Genomic DNA, 20681 nt, shown 5'->3' with positions numbered 1-20681 from the left:
CGTGCAGCAGGTAGAGCCAGAGCAGCACGGCGACCGCCGCCCCGACCTGGTCGAGTCCGCCGAACGGCAGGCCGAGGTCCAGCGGCAGCGAGCAGAACAGGATGAAGCCGTGCAGGAAGCCGGCGAGGTTGGCCGCGGTGAACGACCCGACCGCGACGGTGGCCAACCAGTCCGGCTTGCCCGGGCCGACCACCCGGTAGACCCAGACCAGCACCGGGCTCAGCCCCAGCCAGACGGCCAGGAACGACACGATCACCCCGAGGGCTCCGGCCCAGCCGCCCCGGACGAACAGCCCGGCGGCCGACGGCAGTGCCAGCAGGACCAGCAGCATCAGCGCGGGTGCGGCGCCGAGCAACGGCAGCAGCAGTACGCGGCCCCGCCAGCCGACCATCGACTCGGCCGGCGCCGGTGGTGGTGCCACCGACACGAACGCCCGGCGCAGTCCTTCGCCGTAGAGCGAGGCGGGCAGCAGAGCGGCCAACGCCAGCAGCGGAGTGAGGTGCAGGCCGGCGTCGATCAGCGCGGCGGCGGCCTGATCGGCGCCGAGCTGCCCCGGCAGGGTGTCGATCGCCGGGTCGGTGAGCCGGCGGACCCGGTCGGCGCCGGCGAACAGCCCGGTCAGCCAGATCGCCAGCAGCACCACTGGCACCACGGCGATCGCGCCGAAGAAGGTGATCGAGGCGGCGTGCAGCGACAGGTCCTGCCCGCGTAGCGGCCGGAACGCGGCCCGGACCAGTCTGCGACCTCGGGTGACCATGGCCGTCACCTCTCAGTGCGCTCTGGCAGGCACACGGTTGGTAGTCCTGCCTTGCGACCTGCCGGTCGAGGTCCGCCTGCTGATCGGCCGATGACACCCGTGCGTACACCACGGTCTGCCCGGTCCCGGCCGGCGTGCCGGTGACCGGTTCCCCGACCATGATCAGACGGCCGATCCGGTAGGTGGGAACGGGCAGCGTCCCGGACTCGTAACGCCGACGCGGCGTCGCGTACGAGACTTCGGTGACCGCTGCCCATTGCGCTACCTTTCCCCACCGGGGCAACCGTCACTCCCGTTACCGCGCGGGCTATTCGGCGTGGACGGCCGATCGGCGGCGGCAACCGTCGGGTTGGCGACATGGCCCGGCGCGTCGCCGTGACGCGCCGGCGCGGCTAGGCTGGTCGGTGCATCGTGTCCCGCGGGAAGGGGTGAGCACGATGGCACTGCCGGCGTTCGTATCCGATCCGCAGTCACCGCGCGAGCCGTCGTTCGACGTGCTCGGGGATTTCGACGAGCCGTGGACCGCGCAGCTCGCCCTTGACCTGTTGCCGGAGACCAATGGTCCCAAGGTCGAGGTTCTCAGCGGGAGCGTGATCGTGACACCACATGCCGGGTTCGACCGCCAGACGATCGAGCTGGATTTGGCGTACCTGTTGAAGCAGGCGGCCCGCCGGGCGAACCTCTGGCTCTACCACGAGGTGAACATCGTCTCCGGTGAGGATCTGTTCATCCCGGACATAGCGGTGCTCCGCTCCTGCGGCAGTGGGCGACCGGGTGCCGGCGTTGGTGTTGCACGAGTTGGCTGACGGGGAGTACCGACCGGTGGCGGCGGCCGCAGCGGGCACCATGTTCGTGATGAAGGAGCCGTTCGAGTTCTCGATCGACCCGGCGGATCTGCTCGACGAGGCTGCGCCAGAATGAGGCGGTGACTTCCTCCCCGCGCGAGATCGTTCTGCTCGGCTCGACCGGCTCGATCGGTACCCAGGCGGTCGACATCGTCACCCGCAACCCGGACCGGTTCCGTATCGTCGCGCTCGGCGCCGGTGGTGGCAACGTCGAGTTGCTGGCCGCCCAGGCGCTGCGGCTGCGGGTCGAGGCGGTGGCGGTGGCCCGTGCCTCGGCCGCCCAGGATCTGCAGCTCGCCTTCTACGCCGAGGCGTCCCGGCGTGGCTACCCGACCGGCGGTTTCAAGATCCCGAAGATCCTGGCCGGTCCGTCGGCGATGGCGGAGCTCGCGCAGTGGCCGTGTGACGTGGTGCTCAACGGGGTGGACGGCTCGCGTGGGCTGGCGCCTACCCTGGCGGCGTTGCGGGCCGGCCGGACCCTGGCGTTGGCCAACAAGGAGTCGTTGATCGCCGGCGGGCCGATCGTGCGGGCCGCGATGCGGCGTCCGGACCAGATCGTGCCGGTCGACTCGGAGCACTCGGCGCTTGCCCAGTGTCTGCGGTCCGGGTCGGCAGCCGAGGTGGGCCGGCTGGTGGTGACCGCCAGCGGTGGCCCGTTCCGGGGCCGTTCGCGTGCCGAGCTGACCGGGGTCACCCCGGAGCAGGCGATGGCCCACCCGACCTGGAACATGGGGCCGGTCATCACGATCAACTCGGCGACCCTGGTCAACAAGGGCCTGGAGATCATCGAGGCGCACGAACTGTTCGGCATCCCGTACCCGCGTATCGAGGTGGTGGTCCACCCACAGTCGGTGATCCACTCGATGGTGGAGTTCGTGGACGGCTCGACGATCGCCCAGGCCAGCCCGCCGGACATGCGGCTGCCGATCGCGCTCGCCCTGGGCTGGCCGGACCGGGTGTCGGCCGCCACTGTGCCGGTGGACTGGACCCGGGCACACAGCTGGGATTTCGCGCCGCTCGACGACGCGGCGTTCCCGGCGGTCGCGTTGGCCAAGCAGGTCGGCGCGGACGGGCGGTGCCGCCCGGCGGTGTACAACGCGGCGAACGAGGAGTGCGTGGCGGCGTTCGTCGCCGGCAGGCTACCGTTTCTCGGCATCGTCGACACGGTGGAACGGGTGCTGCAGTTGGCGCCCGATTTCGGGGAACCGGGTACGGTCGAGGATGTGCTCGCTGCTGAATCCTGGGCCCGGTCCCGGACGCAGGAGTTCATCGGTGCGTCGGCGGAGGGAGCTTGATGGCGTACCTGCTCGGGGTGGTTCTCTTCGCCCTTGCGATTCTCATCTCGGTCAGTCTTCACGAGGCCGGTCACATGGTGACCGCGAAGAAGTTCGGGATGAAGGTCACCCGCTACTTCGTCGGTTTCGGCCCCACCATCTGGTCGTTCCGGCGCGGCGAGACCGAGTACGGCCTCAAGGCCATCCCGCTCGGCGGCTTCTGCAAGATCGTCGGGATGACCCCGCAGGACGACGACGTGGCACCCGAGGACGAATCCCGGGTGATGTGGCGTTTCCCGGTGTGGAAGCGGACCATCGTGATGTCCGCCGGGTCGATCACCCACTTCGGGCTGGCGATCGTCGCGCTGTGGCTGGCTGCGGTCTTCATGGGGCTGCCAAACCCGGATTTCCCCTCCTCGGAGGAGCAGGCCCGCGAGGAGCCGGCGGTCGTCGCGGTCACCGACTGCGTCGTCGTCGAGAACGTCTCCCGGGTCTGCGAGGCGACCGACCCGGCCAGCCCGGCGGCCGAGGCCGGCCTGCGCGACGGCGACCGGATCCTCGCCGTCGGCGGTGCCCCGGTGCAGACCTGGGGCGACATGCTGGAGGTCGTCCGGGGCGCGGAGCCGGGAACGGCAACGATCACCTATGAGCGCGACGGCACGACCGGGACCGTCGAGGCGGAGCTCGCGGCGGTCCAGCGGCCGGCGTTGGGCAGCGACGACGGGCCGGTGAGTACCGTCGCCGCGCTCGGTGTGGGGCTGCGCATCGAGAAACCCGGCATGGTGACGTACGGGCCGCTGGAGGCGTTCGGCGCGACCGGCGACTACCTGCGGCAGATGGCGATCGGCACCGCCGAGGCGATGATGCGGATCCCGGAGAAGATCCCCGCGCTGTGGGCGTCGATCACCGGCGCCGAGCGGGACATCGACACCCCGATCAGCGTGGTCGGGGCGAGCCGGCTCGGCGGGGAGGCGGTGGCCAACGACGCCTGGGAGCTGTTCGTCCTGCTGTTCATCTCGTTGAACTTCTTCGTCGGGGTGTTCAACCTGCTGCCGCTGCTTCCGCTGGATGGCGGCCACATTGCGATCATCTGGTTCGAGAAACTGCGGTCCTGGCTGTACGCCGCCATCGGCCGCCCCGATCCGGGCCGGGTCGACTACTTCAAATTGATGCCCCTCACGTACGTGGTCCTGCTGGTCGGTGGCGCGTTCACGCTGCTGACCGTCACCGCGGACGTGGTCAACCCGATCACGCTGTTCACGAGGTGAGTTGAAAGTGACCGCTGTCAGTCTGGGCATGCCCACGGTGCCGCCGCCGCCGTTGGCGCCGCGCCGGGTCAGCCGGCAGATCATGGTCGGTCCGGTGCCGGTGGGCGGCGGCGCGCCGGTCTCCGTACAGTCGATGACCACCACCGTGACCTCTGACGTCAACGCCACGCTGCAGCAGATCGCCGAGCTGACGGCGTCCGGTTGCCAGATCGTGCGGGTGGCGGTGCCGTCGCAGGACGACGCGGACGCGTTGCCGACGATCGCCCGCAAGTCGCAGATTCCGGTGATCGCCGACATCCACTTCCAGCCCAAGTACGTCTTCGCGGCGATCGACGCCGGTTGTGCGGCGGTGCGGGTCAACCCGGGCAACATCCGGCAGTTCGACGACAAGGTGGCCGAGATCGCCCGAGCGGCGTCGGCGGCCGGTACGCCGATCCGGATCGGGGTCAACGCGGGCTCGCTGGACAAGCGGCTGTTGGCCAAGCACGGCAAGGCGACCGCCGAGGCGCTGGTCGAGTCGGCGCTGTGGGAGTGCTCGCTGTTCGAGGAGCACGGCTTCCGTGACATCAAGATCTCGGTGAAGCACAACGACCCGGTGGTGATGATCCGGGCGTACCGGCTGCTCGCCGAGCGTTGCGACTATCCGCTGCATCTCGGGGTGACCGAGGCCGGTCCGGCGTTCCAGGGCACGATCAAGTCGGCGGTGGCGTTCGGCGCACTGCTGGCCGAGGGGATCGGCGACACGATCCGGGTGTCGCTGTCAGCTCCGCCGGTGGAGGAGATCAAGGTCGGCGCGGCGATCCTGGAGTCGCTCGGGCTGCGCGAGCGCGGCTTGGAGATCGTCTCCTGCCCGTCGTGCGGCCGGGCGCAGGTCGACGTCTACACCCTCGCCGACCAGGTGACCGCCGCGCTGGAGGGTTTTCCGGCGCCGCTGCGGGTCGCGGTGATGGGTTGCGTGGTCAACGGGCCGGGTGAGGCGCGCGAGGCCGATCTCGGGGTGGCGTCCGGCAACGGCAAGGGTCAGATCTTCGTCCGTGGCGAGGTGATCAAGACGGTACCGGAGTCCCAGATCGTGGAGACGTTGGTGGAGGAGGCGCTACGGCTCGCCGACGAGATGGGCACCGAGTTGCCGCCGGAGTTGCGTGAGTTGGTTTCCGGGGCGACGGTGACGGTGCACTGACGCACCTGTCCGCTCGGTGCTGACCCCGCTGGTCGGTGCTGGCGCGGCGTCCGTTCGCCTGTGGTGATCCTGTCGGAGGACTTTGATCCTCCGGCAGGATTTTTTCGTGACCGGCCAGACAGGGGCATCGCCAGCTGTCTACATAGGCAGGCGCCGATTGACAAAGTTTAGGCTCCCGACTTAGTCTGCGGCCACTTCGCTGGCGCTGGCTGCCCGCTGCGACCGGCGGTGCCCGTCCTTCATGCCTGCCTGCAGGCATCCCACGGCGAGGAGCGACATGACCCAACAGACAACGACGGCTCGCGGCCGGCGGTGGCGCGCCGGCCTGGTCGCCGGCGGCGTCACGGCGGCCCTGCTCGGCGGCAGCTTCGCCATCGCCGCCAGCGCGCACGCGGCGACCGGCTGCCGCGTGGTGTACTCGGTGCCGTCCCAGTGGCCCGGGGGATTTTCCGCAAACGTGAACGTCACCAACCTCGGTGACCCGATCAACGGCTGGCGGCTGACCTGGACCTTCCCGTCCGGTCAGCAGGTGACCCAGGCATGGAACGCCAACATCACCAGCTCGGGCAGCCAGGTCACCGCGACCAACGTCAGCTACAACGCGAACCTCGGCACCAACGCGACCGTCTCCTTCGGCTTCAACGGATCGTGGACGGGCAGCAACACCGCCCCGACCTCGTTCGCGTTGAACGGTGCCACCTGCACCGGCGGCGTCGGCCCGACCACCGCGCCGCCCACCGGCTCGCCGTCGCCGACGGTCCCACCGACCACCGCACCACCGACGACCGCGCCGCCGTCTCCGACGCCGACCACCACCCCGCGCCCACCGGGCAATCCACAGGCCATCGTCGACGACATGCAGCCGGGCTGGAACCTGGGCAACACCCTCGACTCCACCGGCGACAACCAGGCCGGCAGTGGCGAGACCTCCTGGGGTAACCCGCTGGTCACCCAGGCGCTGATCCGCAACATCAAGGCGCAGGGCTTCAAGAGCATCCGGATCCCGACGACCTGGACCCACCACCACGGCGGTGCCCCCAACTACACGATCGACCCGAACCGGCTGGCCCGGGTCAAGCAGGTGGTCGACTGGGCCCTCGCCGAGGACCTCTACGTCATGATCAACTTGCATCACGACTCATGGCAGTGGATCAACCATATGCCGAGCAACCAGACGACCGTGCTGGCCCGCTACAGCGCACTGTGGACCCAGCTGGCGACCACGTTCCGCGACTCGTCACCGAAGCTGCACTTCGAGAGCGTCAACGAGCCGCAGTTCACCGGCAGCTCCGGCACCGCCCAGAACGCCCAGCTGCTCGATGTGCTGAACCGCCGGTTCCACCAGATCGTCCGTGGCTCCGGCGGCAACAACGCCACCCGGCTGCTGATCCTGCCGACCCTGCACACCTCGTCGGACCAGGCCCGGCTCACCGAACTGGCCAGCACCTTCACCGCGTTGAACGACCCCAACATGATCGCCACCGTGCACTACTACGGATACTGGCCGTTCAGCGTCAACGTGGCCGGTGGCTACCGCTTCGACGCCACCGCCCAGCAGGACGTGGTCGACTCGCTCAACCGGGTGCACAGCACCTTCGTCTCGCGTGGCATCCCGGTCGTGATCGGCGAATTCGGCCTGCTGGGCTTCGACCGGCACACCGGCACCATCCAGCAGGGCGAGAAGCTGAAGTTCTTCGAGTTCTTCGGCTACCACACCCGTACCCGCAACATCGCCATCCAGCTCTGGGACAACGGCCAGCACCTGGGCCGGACCAGTTTCCAGTGGAGTGACCCCGAGTTGATCGCGCAGATCAAGTCTGCCTGGACCACCCGCAGTGGCACGGCCGCCAGCGACATGATCTTCGTGCCGCGGGCCGGTGCCATCACGGCCAAGTCCGTCGCGCTCAACCTCAACGGCCTGACCTTCCAGTCGTTGCGCCAGGGCAACACCAACCTGGTGCAGGGCACCGACTACACGATCAGCGGCAACCAGCTGACGCTGACGACGTCAGCGGTCACCCGGCTGGTCGGGAACCGGGCGTACGGGGTGAACGCTACCCTGCACGCCCACTTCTCGGCCGGCGTACCGTGGCGGATCAACATCGTCTCCTCCGACCGGCCGGTGTTGCAGAACGCGACCGGCACCACCTCGTCGTTCACCATCCCGACGGCCTTCAACGGCGACCAGCTGGCCACCATGGAGGCCCGGTACGCGGACGGCTCCAACGCCGGCCCGCACAACTGGACCTCGTACAAGGAGTTCGACGTGACGTTCGCGCCGAACTACGGTGCCAACAACATTTCGTTGACGTCGACCTTCTTCGCCGAGGTCAACGACAACGCTCCGGTGACCCTCACCTTCCACTTCTGGAGCGGGGCCACGGTCACCTACACGGTGCGGCGCAGCGGTTCATCCGTGACCGGCACCGTCTCGTAACGCCCGTCACCTGGTGGGTGTCGCCGGCGCGCTCGGCGGCACCCACTCTGGCATCGCACGGGGTCAGCAGCAGTCCGGTCCGCAGCAGTCCGGCTCGCAGTCGCAGCGCGTGGTCGGCTCCAGCATCGTGATCACCTCCCCTCGTCACCTGGTGGGCACCAGCGGCCCGGCTCCGGCTCCGGTGGGCAGCCAGCAGACGGCAACGCCGCCGCCATCGCCGCCATCTCCGCCCGCAGCGCCGTCAACCGGGCCAGCTCCGCGTCGACCTCCGCCATCCGGCGATGCAGCAACTGCTCGGCCGGCTCGCACGGACAGACCCCGGTGTCGCGTACGGCGAGCAGGTCGGCGATCTCCCGCAGCCGTAGGCCGAGCCGCTGGCAGCCCTGGATGAACCGCAGCCGGTCGACCGCGTCGCACCGGTACATCCGGTATCCGGCGGCGGTCCGGCCCGGTGGTGGCAGCAGCCCGGCCCGCTCGTAGTAGCGGATCGTGTCCGGTGACAGCCCGACGGCGGCGGCGAGTTCCGCGACCCGCATTCCGGTGCGGCCGAGAACCTTGGAATCGGTGCCCGTGGTCATGGAAACGACGATAAACCCTGGAGTGAACTCCAATGTCAAGCCGGGGAACCCGGAGGCCGGCGGCGGCACCGCTCCTCGCTGACGACGGTATGACGTTCGACATTTCGACCCGATCGGCAGCAGGTAGGCGCCTGTCGATGGTCAGGACGTCGGCCGAGGCTGGCGGGTCCGGAAGTCTCCGCCGTGCCGGAACTCGACGGCCGCGGCGACCAGACCGAAGACCGTGAGCGCGGACAGGGTGAAGATAGGGGGCAACGTGGCGGTGGGGAACGCTAGAACGACCACCACGGCCGGGTTGAGAATCCGCGCCCAACTGACCGTGCGCCAGATGCGCCACCAGTACACCTGGTTGGATAGAAGAAAGAACGCCACGCCCCAGTAGAAGGCGAAGTGTCCGTACCTGGCCGCGGCCTGGTCGTGCGGTGCGATGACCTGATGCAGGCCGTAGGAGACCAGGAGGACGGAGGCGATCATCGGTAGGTGCAGGTAGGTGAAGGCGTCGCGGGCGAGTCTCGCGCGGTCGACACCGGTCCTGGACTGCAGGGCGAGGCGGGCCGAGTCGATGGTGGTGAAGTACGACCACCACAGCAGGCCGATCGCTACCGCGGCGACGGCGACGATCAGCATGATGGTGACGGTGATCGGGCTGTTCCCGACGGCGATGCCGACCGAGATGATGGCTTCACCGAAGGCGATCAGCATGATCAACGCGTACCGGTCCACCCAGTGGCGCGCCGACTTGGGGCGCCAGGAGCGCACTCCGGTCGAGTAACCGCCGAAGAACTGGACAACCAACGCCGCGACCCACAGCAGCGTCACGACCGGCAACGCGGCCAGCCGGTCAGGTGTGGCCAGCTCGACGACCGCGAAGCCGCAGAGCAGTAGCAGCGAGATCGTGGACGGAATCGCGTTTTGCTTGGCGATGGAGCCCAATATGGGCTCGGTGCGCGATGCCTGCATGATCAGCACGGTCTGCATGAGCTGTCCGGCGAGGTAGCCGGCGACGATGATCAGCAAGCCGGGCAGACTGTCCGGGGCTGGCTCGAAGGCCTGGGGGATGGCGATGCCGATCACCACGACCGACGCGGCGACGCCGATCATCGTGAACCTGGCCAGGATGGTCTCGTTGCGTACCGCGTTGGTGAGCCACGAGTACGAGGTCCAGGCCCACCACAGCAGCGCCAGCAAGGTCAACCCTCGGAGGATGCCGACAGCTGAGGCGTCGCGCATCATCAGCGTGGTGACCTGAATGAAAGCGAAGACGAAGACCAGATCGAGGAAGAGCTCCCGGGGGGTGGCCCCGTGCAGGCGGGACGTCTCGGATTCGGCCAACCGGTGTAGCTTGGCGTGTCGGTGGTGGAACACGGTGCGGTCGGCGATCAGCATCGTCATGACGCAGACGGCCAGCAGCGCCAGCGTGCCCAGCGGCGACGTCTGGGTGGTCACCGGGAGCAGACCCACGAGCAGGGCGATGCCGAGGATCGGGCTGCGACCGAGTACGCGTCCGGTCCGCCATTCGAACGCGAGTAGCGCGAGCAGGTAGATCAGCACTCCGCCGAAGAGAATGACGGCATCGGCGGTGACCCAGGGGTGCTCGGAGCCGCCAGTAATGGTGGCGATCGCGTGTTTGAGCCCGAGGGCGAACAGGATCAGACCACCGATCATCGGCAGGTGCAGGCCGTTGTACCCGTCCCGGGCCATCCGGGTCTGGTCGATGCCGGTACGCCGGGACAGGGCGTGTTCAGCGAGGATCTTGGCGAGGTCGAAATAGGTCCACCATAGGGCCGAGACGATGATCAGGCCGAGCATGGCGGCGGCGATCAGCGGCCAGGTGACCGCGACGTTGATGCCGACTCCGCTGCCGGTGCCGATCGAGATGATCGTCTCGCCCAGCGCGACCAGGACGATCAGGGCATGCCGTTCGGCCAGGTGCCACGGCGAGACGAGCTGCCAACTGCCTCGGCCGACCGTGCTCAGGACGCAGAAGTCGATGGCGAGTGCCAGGGCGAACAGCACCAACCGCACGAGGTCACCGTCGAACCGGGCCGGCAGCTGCGGTGGCAGCAGCGCGGCGGTCAGCAGCACCGGAGTCGATGTGGCGAGCGTCGCCCAGGCGATTGCGGCCGGCCGTCGGCCGGCCGGGCCGTCGGACCAGCGGGCCCTGGTGAGGACCGTGAGCACACTGACCCGGATCGCCAAGTAGCCGACCGTTACCAGTACCGGTCCGGGCAGGCTGCCCGGCGTGTCGACGAACGTCTCGGGCACGGCCACTCCGACCGCCAGCAGGACGGTGGCGATGCCGGCCATCAGCAATGGCATGCCGCCCCGGTCCAGATGGACGACGTTGCCGAGCCAGACGCACGCCGTCCAGCAGTGCCACAGCAGCAGGGTCACCAGGGCCCCGCGGAGCATGCCGACTGCGGTCAGGTCGGCCGCCATCAACGTGGTGACCTGCAGGAATGCGAACACGAAGAAAAGGTCGACGAACAGTTCCATCCAGCTGACGTCGCCGGCGACCTGCGGATTCCGACGCACCAGGCGAAAACCGCCAGCGGTCGGATGCGGGTGCGGGTTGTCGTCATGCACGGGTCAACTCTGGCAACGCCCCACCCCACGCGGAGCCGGATCGCCGATCTCGGTGACTCCCGGTCCGGGTCCGTCATGGCGTCGTGGCGTGAGTCGAAGGGTGTGAACCGGCCGGTGGGCGGCCCCGACATCCTTGTCAGGGCCGCCCACCGGTGCTGTTCGCAGGGGTAGTGGGTCGGGGGTCAGGCAGCGTCGCCGGTGGTGCCGGCGGTCACGGTGCGGCGGGTGGCAGCCGGGTAGCGGATGTTCTCCACCATCTCGGAGATCTCCTCCGGCGGTGGCGCCGTCATCTTCGACACGACGATGGTGACGATGAAGTTGACGATGGCGCCGATGGTGCCGATGGCCTCCGGGCTGATGTCGAAGATGTGCGCGTGCGCCGAGGTGCCGAAGACCTCCAGGGTGTAGATCATGTACGCGGCGGTGAACACCATGCCGGAAACCATGCCGGCGGCGGCGCCGGTGGCGTTACATCGTTTCCAGAAGATGCCGAGCACGATGATCGGGAAGAAGCTGGCCGCGGCTAGACCGAAGGCGAACGCGACCACCTGGGCGACGAACGCCGGCGGGTTGATGCCGGCGTACACCGAGATCAGCACTGCGAGGCCCATCGCGATCCGGCCGGCGAGCAGCCGCTGCTTGTCGGTCGAGTCCCGCTTGACCCGGCGGAAGTACAGGTCGTGGGAGAACGACGAGGAGATGACCAGCAGCAGGCCGGCGGCGGTGGACATCGCGGCGGCCATACCGCCGGCAGCCACCAGACCGACGATCGGCGCGGGTAGCCCGGCGATTTCCGGACTGGCCAGCACCAGGATGTCGTTGTTGACGATCAGGTCGGCCCCGGAGGCCGGGTTGTTGCTGACCGACCCGATTGTCGTCACGTTCTCGCCGAACGTGATCAACCCGGTCGCCGCCCAGTTGTCGACCCAGGCGGGTAGGGCGTCCACCGCGACCCCGTTGACCGCCTCCAGCACGTTCAGCTTGGTGAACGCGCCGACCGCCGGGGCGGTGGTGTAGAGCAGGGCGATGAAGAACAGTGCCCAGAAGGCCGAGTAGCGGGCGCCCCGGACGGTCTTCGTGGTGTAGAACCGGATGATCACGTGCGGCAGGCCGGCGGTGCCGATCATCAACGACATCGTCACCAGGAAGACATCGATCTGTGGTCGGGCCGAGAACGCCTCGGTGAACTGGCTCAGCCCCATCTGCACGCTCATGGCGTTGAGCTCGTCGAGGATCTGCCCGAACGAGATCTGCGGGATCGGAATACCGGTCGCCTGCTGGGCCACCGCGATCGCCGGGATCAGGTAGGCGATGATGAGCACCGTGTACTGCGACACCTGGGTCCAGGTGATGCCCTTCATGCCGCCGAGCACCGCGTACGCGAAGATGATGAGCGCCGCGACGATCACACCGCCGGTGATGTCCAGCCCGAGGAAGCGACTGAACACGATGCCACCACCGCGCATCTGGCCGACGACGTAGGTGAAGGAAATAATGATCGCGGCGACCGCGGCGATCGTCCGTACGGTTTCCGAGTACCGGTCACCGACGAATTCCGGCACCGTGAACTTGCCCCACTTGCGCAGGTACGGGGCGATCAGCAGGGCCAGCAGCACGTAGCCACCGGTCCAGCCCATCAGATAGATGGAGCCGTCTGACCCGAGGAAGGCGATCAGGCCGGCCATCGAGATGAACGAGGCTGCCGACATCCAGTCTGCGGCGACGGCGGCCCCGTTCGCGACAGTGGGAATTCCCTGTCCGGCGACGTAGAAGCCGGTGGTCTCCTTGACCCGGCTGCGCCAGGCGATGCCGAGGTAGAGGGCGAAGGTGACGATGATGAAGCCGAGCGTCCAGCCCTGGATCTGGCTCACTTCGCACCACCCTCCGCGGGCACCTCATTGACGCCGTACTCGTTGTCCAGACGGTCCATCATCTTTGCGTACACCAGGATCAGTACGACGAAGGTGTAGATCGATCCCTGCTGGGCGAACCAGAAGCCGAGCGGGAATCCGGCTATCACGATGTTGTTCAGCGGCTGGATGAGCAGGATGCCGCAGACGAATGAGACGACGAACCAGATGGCCAGCAGGATCACCATGAGCCGGAGGTTCCGGCGCCAGTACTCCTTGCGCCAGCCGTTGTCCGGCGGTGCCGTTGTCGGCGGTGGCGATTCTCCGCCACCTGGGCTGCTATCGGGGCTTACCTCGGTCACTGTGGGGCCTCCTAGTCGCTGTGGGAACGGCAGGTCCGGTGACGGGCCGCGCCGCAGCGACCTGCTGGTCGCCGTCGGCACGGCGGTGCCGCTGCCCGATCCACTCACTCCGCGCGGCCGACGTGCTGTCACGTCGCCCGGCGGCTTGTGTGGTCGGTCACACCCTTAATCTGGGAAGGGAACGTGACAGGGTCGGCTCAGGCAAGAGTTGATCTGCTTGACTGCGGGTTGGGGCGGTGAACGGTCTCCCGGGTTCCGTGAGCGGTAGTCCGGGCAGGCGGACCGGCCAGGTCCTGCCTGTTTTGTAGGGTTTTCGGGCAGTCAACTCGCCGCCCAACGGCTCAGCCCGACCATTCACCGATTGCCGGCTAGGTCCCAGCGGGTATCGCGACCTAGCATCCGGTCATGGCTGACACCGCAACCACCGCCGCACCTGCTCGTCGGCGCGTTCTGCACGCCGGCAGCCTCGGCATGATCATCGGCGGCCTGCTTGCGCTGGTCGGCTCCCTGCTGCCCTGGGTCATCACGCCGTTCGGGCCGCTGTCCGGTGCGGCCGGGCCCGGGCTGTGGACATTCTGCGCCGGCTTCCTCGCCATCGCCGGCGCGCTGCTGCCGTACCGCCTGGTGGCGATCGGCCACGCCCTGCTGCCCGGTATCGCGGTCGCCGCCATCGTCGGGTGGCAGGTCGCCCGGCTGATCTACCTCAGCTCCACTACCGACAGCTGGGGCCAGCTGATGCCCGGGATCGGCATGGTCATGGTCGCCGGCGGCGCGGTCGTCCTGCTGCGGACGGCGATCCGACTGATCTCGATCCGGTAGCCAGTCCCGCCCGGGTCCGGGCGTCCGACGGCCGCCGCGTCGAGCGGCCCGACCGAACGTAGGGTGTCGAGCGCGGCTCGGGCCCTGGAACACTGCGGTGGTGAGGTACCCGGATCCCTACCAGTCAGGGCAGGGTCAGCACCTGTCGGCACCGGTCTATGGCCACCCCCAGCAGGGCTGGGGCCCGCCCGCGCCGCAACTCGTCGTGGCCCCCAAGTCCGCCGGAGCGGCGATCGTCCTGGAGATCGTGCTGGGCCTGTTCGGGATCTTCGGAGTCGGGAACATCTACGCCGGCAAGGTAGCGACCGGCATCGTGTTGATGCTGACCTTCTGGGTGACGTTCTGGATCAACTTCCTGCTGGTCTTCATTGTCATCGGCTGGGTCACCATGCCGATGACCTGGCTGGCCTATCTCGCGGTGGGAGCGATCCTGGCCGCGCGGGGCGTCGAGCAGTACAACGCCCGGATCCTGGCCGGATACCGCTGACCCGGTCGCCCGGCGCCGTCCGGTCCTGTACCGCAGCGTGCCGGTGACGGCCAGCCGGGCACTGCCCGGCTGGCCGTCACCGGCACGCGAAACTGGCTACAGCCAGGTCAGCGGTCGGGGGTGGTCTCGGCAACTGGGCGTCGAGGGCAACCCCGCAGGGCGTACGCGAGAAGCCCGGCTGCCGCGAGGACCGTGGCGCAGACCGTGGCGGAAGTGGTGTCGGCTGGCTGGATCAGCCAGGAGCTGAGCTGGGTGCGCAACTGCTCGCTGGGGCCCATCCACGGCAGGATCGCGACGAGTGTCCAGATCAGTGGCGCGATCCAGGACAGCGCGGACCCGAGCAGCACGGCACTGAGCGCGGTGAGTCCGACCAGGCCTGCCGTGTTGCGCGCCACCACGCTGAGCGGCTCGAACCGCGTGTCGGTAAGGGTGCTGATCAGCAACAAGATGATGACTGCGGCAGTGCCGATCAGCAGGTGTCCGGCGCGGCGGGCCGGCCAGTTGATTGCCGCGGTGTGGTCGAGCGCGTCGTCTGCACCACTGAGCGTGGTGCCGATGGCAACCACAGCGATCAGCACAGTGATGCTGATCATCCTGGCGTTGACGGTATGTCCATCAGAGAAGTACGGCCAGCTGGCCCAGGGCAGCGCGATGGCACCGACCGTGATGACCACAGCGAGGGGAATCCGGCGAGATCGTAGGTACAGGCCGAGCCACCTCATACGTCACCCACCAGCAGGAGCGCTCCGAGTCGGTCGGTATCGCAGTCGAGGGCTGCGTCGCGCGCCTGCGCGACCACCTGCCGCTGCTGGTCCGCCGGCATTGCGGTCAACGCCTGGTACGACGCTTCGACCAGCTGCTGCTGCTCGGGACTCAACCAGTCCGGCGGCACCGGCGGCTCACCGAGGAGCCAGGCGGCCGCCACCTCCTGCGCGGTGGAGGGCAAGGTGCTGTTGCCACACTCCTGCGACCAGGGCGCCCGCAGCAGCTCTGCCTCGAAGTACCCGCTACTGAGATCCGCCCTACCGGACCGGTCGATGCTCGGCGTCTCGAAGGTCAGTGTGTCCGCGTCGTGCCGGTCCACTGTCTGCTCCGGCGCGGCCCACTCGACCATTCGGGTGCTCTGCACCGCGCGTACCGGTGGGTCGGGCAGCTTGGCCGCCATGACCGCGAGTGCCTCCCGGACCGGCTCGACCAGGTCGGGCAGCAGCGCCGCGTGTACCCTGCGGACACACACCTGCGGGCCGTTGTCGTCGCAGACGAGTTCGACGGCGACGGGGTCGACGACGGCCGCACCGGGGTAGCCGCCGGCGGGCAGCAGCGGAACCGCCACGGCGGCACCGAGCACGGCGGGCAGCACCGCCAGCGCGAGCACGCTGCGGCGTACGGCGCTGATCAGCAGCAACGCGGAGCCGGCCAGCGCCCCGAGCCACACCGCCTGTACCAGGCTGACCGAGCCCGCAATGGTCTGGAAGTCGTCGAGGCTGTCGGCAGAAGCCGGATTCAGCAGCAACGCGGACGGATCCGGCTGCGTCTTGACGAAGTTCTCGTCGTAGCCGGCCATCGACACGAAGTCGGGCAGCAGGGCCACCACGGCGAACGCGACCACCGCGAGGACCGGCGCGGTGACGATCCGGGGCACGGCCCGGCCCGCGGCCATCCCCAGCCAACCGGCGGCGACCACGGCCAGCGCGCCGACCGCGGTGATACCGAGGACCGCGCTGGGGAAGTAGCCGGCCGTCGGGATCACCCACACCGCGCCGATGAGCAGCACCAGCAGGTAGACCGTGACCATGGCCCCGGCGTACCCGACGGCGAGCGGGAAGATCCGCTGCCAGCGCGGCCGTACGGTGGTGGCGAACAACTCCCCGACCCGGTGCCGCCGGTCACGCCGGCCCAGCCAGGCGCCACCGGCCAGCGCCAATGGAAAGAGCAGGACCAGCGACCCTCGGCCGTACATCATCAGCTGTGTCCATCGCCCGGCGAAGAACTCGATCGAGGTCAGCGTGAGCCCCACGCAGACCACCAGGAACAGCACGGCGAGACCGGGCACCGCCGACCGGCGTACCTCGGTCCACACTATCCGTCCGGTCACGCCGGTACGTTCTCTCGGTGCGCGCGCAGCAGTGCGGAGTAGCCGCGTTCGGTGGCGCTGTCCCCGGCGTCGCCGTCGCCGCCCTGCGCGGCGAGCTGCGCGGGGGTGCCCTGCCATACCAGCCGTCCCTCGTTGACCAGCACCACGTCGGTGCAGGCCACCGCGACGTCCTCGACCAGGTGGGTGGAGACCAGCACACAGCTGTCCGACCCGACCTCGCGCAGCAACTCCCGGAAATGGAGGCGCTGCTCCGGGTCGAGGCCGACCGTCGGTTCGTCGAGTAGTAGGACCTCCGGGTCGTTGACGATGGCCTGAGCGATGCCGGCGCGGCGCAGCATGCCGCCGGAGAGCGTCTTCAGCTTCGAGTCGGCCCGGCTGGACAAATCCACCCGGTCGATGGCCCGCTGCACCGCGCCAGGAATGTCTGTTTTCGGCATCTCCTTGAGCCAGGCCATGTACTCGACGAACTCGCGGACGGTGAACCGGGGGTAGAATCCGAAGTGCTGCGGCAGGTAGCCGAGCCGGCGGCGTACCCGCCGCAGGTCTGCGCGGCCGGTGATGTCCTCCCCAAGCAGGTCGAGCCGTCCACCGGCGGGCTTGACCACCGTCGAGAGTGCCCGCATCAGGGTTGTCTTGCCCGCGCCATTGGGGCCGAGTAGCCCGTGCACTCCGGTGCCGAGTGCGAGGTCGAGCCCGTTGACCGCGAGGTGACGGCCGGCCCGGACGATCAGGTTCTCGGCGTGCACCGCCCACGCGTACGTGGTCGGTGCGGTTTCCGCCGCGTTGACCGCGCGCATCATGATCTCTCCGTTCGTCGGTAACTGGCGGACATCCCGCCGGTTGAGGTGAAGCCCGGCCGGCTGCGAGGGCCGGCGGTACCGCAGTCAGTTGCGGCCGATGCCCCGCCGGCCGTAGTGGGTGGCCCGCAGCAGCACCACCACGACCAGCCCGGCGGTGGCCGCAGCCCAGCCCGGCCAACTGCCGGCTTCGAGGATGACCGGCAGTCGCTGACCCACCAGGCTCGGCGCGATCACGCCGACGGACCAGGTGGCCGACAGCCCGAGCGCCGCCCGGTCCACACCGACCAGCCCACCCAGGGCCAGCGCGCCGGCGGTGAAGGCCAGGCAGGGCAGCAGCCACAGGACGGGGGAGTGTCCGGTCAGCCCGCCGGCGGCAGCCAGCATCGGGACGACCGCGGTCAGGACGGCGAGGGTACGACGTAGCAGCAGCGCCAGCCTGGTGCGTGGCATCGTGGAGACCAGTTCCCAGGCCGGGTCGGTGTGTCGGCTCCACACGGCGGCCACCGGTAGCAGCGGCGCCATCGGCGCGACCAGCAGCACCAGCGACGGCATGCTGCGGAACGTCGACTCGAACGACACAGCGGCCAGTATCAGCGCGACCGCCGTAGCCAGCCAGGGCAGGATCTGCGCGGTGGCTCCGGTGCGGCGTAGCCGCCGACGCCTGGCCGGCTCCGGGCCGGCGGCGATTCCGGCGGCGATTCCGGCGGCAACTCGGTCGAGCAACTGCCGGGCGGCCGGGTCGACCGTCTCGGTCAGGGTGTTCCGGCAAGCGGCGCAGGATTCCAGGTGGGCCTCGATCGCCCAGATGGTCGCGTCGTCGACGCCGTCGTCACCGGTGGCGTAGCGGGAGATGAGGACCGGAGTCGGATGAGTGTTCATGACAGTGCCTCCCGTAGCGCGATCCGGGCCCGCCGCGCGTAGGTCTTCACGGTTCCCTCCGGCATGCCGAGCAGTACCGATGTCTCCCGGGTGGTCAGGCCGTCGAGCACCATCGCGCGCAGCACCTGGCGCAGGTTGACCGGCAACGCCAGCAGGGCCTGCTCCAGGTTGGCGTCCATCCCGTCGGCCAGCGCCTCGTCTTCGGCGGCCGGTGCGATGGTGGCGAAGGTCTGCACCGCCGGGACCCGCTCACGGCGGGCCCGGGCACGGAACGCGTCGACCAGTCGGCGGGCGGCGATCGTCCACAGCCAGCCGACGGCGCTGCCCTTGGCCGAGTCCTGCGCCTGACTGCCGGCGCAGCGCCATACCGCCAGGTAGGTGTCCTGTAGGACCTCGGCCACCAGGTCGTCGTCGGCGCACCGCCGGCGCAGCCGGGCGGTCAACCAAGGCGACGTACGGCGGTACAGTTCGTCGAAGGCCCGCCGATCGCCCTTGGCGATGCGGCGTAGCAGTGCACCCTCGTCGAGTGCGTCCAGGCTCCGTCTCACAGCAGGCAAGACGATCAGGGCACCTGCTTCGGTTTCTTGTCTGAAGTGACTCGCGTCACATGTCTCTCGGTTGGGTGGCTCCTGCCGGCCGCGCCACATGGCGACGGTAGTCGATCGCGCGGGTGGCTTGGTATGTCCGCGTAGCTGCGGTACGGCTTTGACGCGGTGGTGGGTAGAGTTCCAGGTCGCATCGCAGCGGCGACAGGAACGAGACGGGTACGGGCATGACGGTGGACGACGTACGACCGGATCGTGATCTGGATCCGGCCGGGATCGACTCGGCGCAGCTGCAGGTCTGCCTGGACGTCATCGAGGCGCTGTCGGCGTTGCCGTCCGACCATCCCGATGTGGTGCGAGTGCAGCGGGCCACCGCGAAGCTCTACAAAGCGGTCAAACTGCGGCGGCGAGAGGAACGGCGCGACGCCGTCCTCGCCGCCGACCGGGCCGTCACCGCGGCGACCGCGACCGGAGCGCCGGGCCGCATCGACGACGAGACCAAGGGTATCCCGTTGGCGTCGACGACGGTCGGTGCCGTCGCCGGCATCCTGCACCAGCCCCGCGCCTGCTACATCTGCAAGGAGCGCTACCGCGAGGTGGACGCCTTCTACCACCAGCTCTGCCCGGCGTGTGCCAAGCTCAACCACGAGCGCCGCGACGCCCGTACCGACCTGACCGGCCGGCGGGCGCTGCTCACCGGCGGCCGAGCCAAGATCGGCATGTACATCGCGCTGCGGCTGCTGCGCGACGGCGCACACACCACGATCACCACCAGGTTCCCCCAGGACGCCGCCCGTCGGTTCGCCGCGATGGACGACAGCGACCAGTGGCTGCACCGGCTGCGGATTCTCGGCGTCGACCTGCGCGACCCCGCACAGGTGATCGCCGTGGCCGACTCGGTCGCCGCGCAGGGGCCGCTGGACATCCTGATCAACAACGCGGCGCAGACCGTCCGGCGCAGCCCCGGCGCGTACGCGCACCTGGTCGCCGCCGAATCGGCCCCGCTGCCCGACGGGCCGCTGCCGGAGATCGTCAGCTTCTCGTCCGCCGGCGGACGGGGCGATGCCGCGGCGGCGATCGGCGCACCGCGACCGCAGTCCTCACCGCAGTCCTCGGCGATCTCGCCGCACGCGCTGACCGCGCTGGCGCTGACCAGCGGCTCAGCCTCACCCGAGCGGATCGCCCTGGCGTCGGCGATCGACGCCGGCGGGCTGGTGCCTGACCTCGATCCGGTCAACAGCTGGGTGCAACGGGTGCACGAGGTGGACGCGGTCGAGTTGCTCGAAGTGCAGCTGTGCAACTCCGTCGCGCCGTTCATCCTGATCAGCCGGCTGCGGCCGGCGATGGCCGCCGCGCCAGCCCGGCGCAAGTACGTGGTGAACGTGTCGGCGATGGAAGGGGTGTTCGCCCGGGGCTACAAGGGCGCCGGCCACCCGCACACCAACATGGCGAAAGCCGCCTTGAACATGCTGACCCGCACCAGCGCGCGGGAGTTGTTGACCGACGGCATCCTGATGACCAGCGTCGACACCGGCTGGATCACCGACGAGCGCCCGCATCCGACGAAGATGCGCCTCGCCGACGAAGGCTTCCACGCGCCGCTGGACCTGGTCGACGGCGCCGCCCGGGTGTACGACCCGATCGTCCGTGGTGAGCAGGGCGAGGATCTGTATGACTGCTTCCTCAAGGACTACGCCCCCAGCGGCTGGTAGGAACAGGTCGCCGCCGTCAGGAACGCCGCTTGCTGCTGCCCGCTCGGGAACTCCGCGCCACCGGACCCCGGCGAATTCCCGGACACCGACTCCTTCGCGGACCGACGAGACCGCCGCGATCGGCGTCGGCGACGTGCTCCGGTTGGGCTTGGCCGGCCGGCGTGGTCGTCGGGGCTTCCTCCTCGTGCCGCGACGGACCATACGGGA

The 20681-nt window shown here is 69.1% G+C and carries 18 protein-coding genes and 1 pseudogene; 9 read left to right on the top strand and 10 right to left on the bottom strand.

Going from position 1 to position 20681, the window contains the following annotated elements:
* Nucleotides 1-16: 16 nt before the first annotated feature.
* A pseudogene (locus ACFHVL_RS00785) lies at nt 17-757 on the bottom strand (YhjD/YihY/BrkB family envelope integrity protein); the annotation flags it as partial.
* Between the two features lie 437 nt (nt 758-1194).
* Between ACFHVL_RS00785 and ACFHVL_RS00780 the strand changes: the two are divergent.
* The 6 genes from ACFHVL_RS00780 (at nt 1195) to ACFHVL_RS00755 (ending at nt 7761) form a co-directional block, all read left to right on the top strand.
* Nucleotides 1195-1563: a hypothetical protein gene (locus tag ACFHVL_RS00780; RefSeq protein ID WP_416624619.1), complete on the top strand. Its 369-nt coding sequence runs from the start codon at nt 1195-1197 to the stop codon at nt 1561-1563.
* On the top strand, nt 1556-1678 hold the full coding sequence (locus ACFHVL_RS00775) for a hypothetical protein (RefSeq protein ID WP_416624618.1): 123 nt from the start codon (nt 1556-1558) through the stop codon (nt 1676-1678). Before ACFHVL_RS00780 ends, ACFHVL_RS00775 begins: the two co-directional genes overlap by 8 nt.
* 25 nt (nt 1679-1703) lie before the next feature.
* The gene (gene dxr, locus ACFHVL_RS00770) at nt 1704-2897 is read left to right on the top strand and encodes a 1-deoxy-D-xylulose-5-phosphate reductoisomerase (protein WP_416624710.1); all 1194 of its coding nucleotides are present in this window, start codon (nt 1704-1706) and stop codon (nt 2895-2897) included.
* Nucleotides 2897-4144, top strand: a complete 1248-nt coding sequence (locus ACFHVL_RS00765; protein ID WP_416624616.1) for a M50 family metallopeptidase — start codon at nt 2897-2899, stop codon at nt 4142-4144. The genes dxr and ACFHVL_RS00765 overlap by 1 nt, the downstream gene beginning before the upstream one ends.
* A 7-nt stretch (nt 4145-4151) precedes the next feature.
* Complete coding sequence (ispG, locus tag ACFHVL_RS00760; RefSeq protein WP_416624614.1) at nt 4152-5324, top strand: flavodoxin-dependent (E)-4-hydroxy-3-methylbut-2-enyl-diphosphate synthase; 1173 nt, start codon at nt 4152-4154, stop codon at nt 5322-5324.
* A gap of 277 nt (nt 5325-5601) precedes the next feature.
* Entirely contained in the window at nt 5602-7761 is a 2160-nt protein-coding gene (locus ACFHVL_RS00755) for a cellulase family glycosylhydrolase (RefSeq protein WP_416624612.1), read from the top strand.
* 131 nt (nt 7762-7892) lie between these two features.
* On the opposite strand, the gene ACFHVL_RS00750 is transcribed toward ACFHVL_RS00755, so the two are convergent.
* From ACFHVL_RS00750 to ACFHVL_RS00735, 4 genes are all read right to left on the bottom strand, one after another.
* The gene (locus tag ACFHVL_RS00750) at nt 7893-8339 is read right to left on the bottom strand and encodes a MerR family transcriptional regulator (RefSeq protein ID WP_416624610.1); all 447 of its coding nucleotides are present in this window, start codon (nt 8337-8339) and stop codon (nt 7893-7895) included.
* 141 nt (nt 8340-8480) lie between these two features.
* Nucleotides 8481-10925: a low temperature requirement protein A gene (locus ACFHVL_RS00745; protein ID WP_416624608.1), complete on the bottom strand. Its 2445-nt coding sequence runs from the start codon at nt 10923-10925 to the stop codon at nt 8481-8483.
* Nucleotides 10926-11107: 182 nt separating this feature from the next.
* Complete coding sequence (locus ACFHVL_RS00740) at nt 11108-12796, bottom strand: sodium:solute symporter family protein (RefSeq protein WP_416624607.1); 1689 nt, start codon at nt 12794-12796, stop codon at nt 11108-11110.
* Nucleotides 12793-13137: a DUF4212 domain-containing protein gene (locus ACFHVL_RS00735; RefSeq protein WP_416624605.1), complete on the bottom strand. Its 345-nt coding sequence runs from the start codon at nt 13135-13137 to the stop codon at nt 12793-12795. Before ACFHVL_RS00735 ends, ACFHVL_RS00740 begins: the two co-directional genes overlap by 4 nt.
* Before the next feature lie 405 nt (nt 13138-13542).
* On the opposite strand from ACFHVL_RS00735, the gene ACFHVL_RS00730 reads away from it, so the two are divergent.
* Together ACFHVL_RS00730 and ACFHVL_RS00725 are read left to right on the top strand one after the other, a co-directional pair.
* On the top strand, nt 13543-13956 hold the full coding sequence (locus ACFHVL_RS00730; protein WP_416624603.1) for a hypothetical protein: 414 nt from the start codon (nt 13543-13545) through the stop codon (nt 13954-13956).
* A gap of 100 nt (nt 13957-14056) precedes the next feature.
* A complete protein-coding gene (locus ACFHVL_RS00725) occupies nt 14057-14443 on the top strand; it encodes a hypothetical protein (RefSeq protein WP_416624601.1) in 387 nt (128 codons plus the stop codon).
* A 107-nt stretch (nt 14444-14550) separates the two neighbouring features.
* Here the strand turns inward: ACFHVL_RS00725 and ACFHVL_RS00720 are convergent, their stop codons facing one another.
* The 5 genes from ACFHVL_RS00720 to ACFHVL_RS00700 all read right to left on the bottom strand — a co-directional run bounded on the left by ACFHVL_RS00720 (nt 14551) and on the right by ACFHVL_RS00700 (nt 18765).
* A complete protein-coding gene (locus ACFHVL_RS00720; protein ID WP_416624599.1) occupies nt 14551-15036 on the bottom strand; it encodes a hypothetical protein in 486 nt (161 codons plus the stop codon).
* A gap of 125 nt (nt 15037-15161) precedes the next feature.
* Nucleotides 15162-16538, bottom strand: a complete 1377-nt coding sequence (locus ACFHVL_RS00715; RefSeq protein WP_416624598.1) for a hypothetical protein — start codon at nt 16536-16538, stop codon at nt 15162-15164.
* Nucleotides 16535-17335, bottom strand: a complete 801-nt coding sequence (locus tag ACFHVL_RS00710; protein WP_416624708.1) for an ABC transporter ATP-binding protein — start codon at nt 17333-17335, stop codon at nt 16535-16537. Before ACFHVL_RS00710 ends, ACFHVL_RS00715 begins: the two co-directional genes overlap by 4 nt.
* An 87-nt stretch (nt 17336-17422) precedes the next feature.
* The gene (locus ACFHVL_RS00705; protein WP_416624596.1) at nt 17423-18217 is read right to left on the bottom strand and encodes a zf-HC2 domain-containing protein; all 795 of its coding nucleotides are present in this window, start codon (nt 18215-18217) and stop codon (nt 17423-17425) included.
* Nucleotides 18214-18765, bottom strand: coding sequence for an RNA polymerase sigma factor (locus ACFHVL_RS00700; protein ID WP_416624594.1), 552 nt, complete (start codon nt 18763-18765; stop codon nt 18214-18216). Before ACFHVL_RS00700 ends, ACFHVL_RS00705 begins: the two co-directional genes overlap by 4 nt.
* A gap of 224 nt (nt 18766-18989) precedes the next feature.
* Between ACFHVL_RS00700 and ACFHVL_RS00695 the strand changes: the two genes are divergently transcribed.
* A complete protein-coding gene (locus ACFHVL_RS00695) occupies nt 18990-20474 on the top strand; it encodes an SDR family NAD(P)-dependent oxidoreductase (RefSeq protein WP_416624592.1) in 1485 nt (494 codons plus the stop codon).
* The last annotated feature ends 207 nt before the right edge of the window (nt 20475-20681 follow it).

This window comes from Micromonospora sp. LOL_023 (assembly GCF_048060115.1).
In the GTDB taxonomy this organism is placed as follows: Bacteria; Actinomycetota; Actinomycetes; order Mycobacteriales; family Micromonosporaceae; genus Micromonospora_E.
The sequence above is the reverse complement of the archived record's forward strand: the minus strand, read 5'-3'. Positions and strand labels throughout refer to the sequence as shown.

Excerpts from the sequence above, each read along its gene's own strand:
- ACFHVL_RS00780 (WP_416624619.1), top strand. The coding sequence starts at position 1,195 with ATGGCACTGCCGGCGTTCGTATCCGATCCGCAGTCACCGCGCGAGCCG.
- ACFHVL_RS00765 (WP_416624616.1), top strand. The coding sequence starts at position 2,897 with ATGGCGTACCTGCTCGGGGTGGTTCTCTTCGCCCTTGCGATTCTCATC.
- ACFHVL_RS00755 (WP_416624612.1), top strand. The coding sequence starts at position 5,602 with ATGACCCAACAGACAACGACGGCTCGCGGCCGGCGGTGGCGCGCCGGC.
- ACFHVL_RS00750 (WP_416624610.1), bottom strand. The coding sequence starts at position 8,339 with ATGACCACGGGCACCGATTCCAAGGTTCTCGGCCGCACCGGAATGCGG.
- ACFHVL_RS00730 (WP_416624603.1), top strand. The coding sequence starts at position 13,543 with ATGGCTGACACCGCAACCACCGCCGCACCTGCTCGTCGGCGCGTTCTG.
- ACFHVL_RS00720 (WP_416624599.1), bottom strand. The coding sequence starts at position 15,036 with ATGATCAGCATCACTGTGCTGATCGCTGTGGTTGCCATCGGCACCACG.
- ACFHVL_RS00710 (WP_416624708.1), bottom strand. The coding sequence starts at position 17,335 with ATGCGCGCGGTCAACGCGGCGGAAACCGCACCGACCACGTACGCGTGG.
- ACFHVL_RS00705 (WP_416624596.1), bottom strand. The coding sequence starts at position 18,217 with ATGAACACTCATCCGACTCCGGTCCTCATCTCCCGCTACGCCACCGGT.
- ACFHVL_RS00695 (WP_416624592.1), top strand. The coding sequence starts at position 18,990 with ATGACGGTGGACGACGTACGACCGGATCGTGATCTGGATCCGGCCGGG.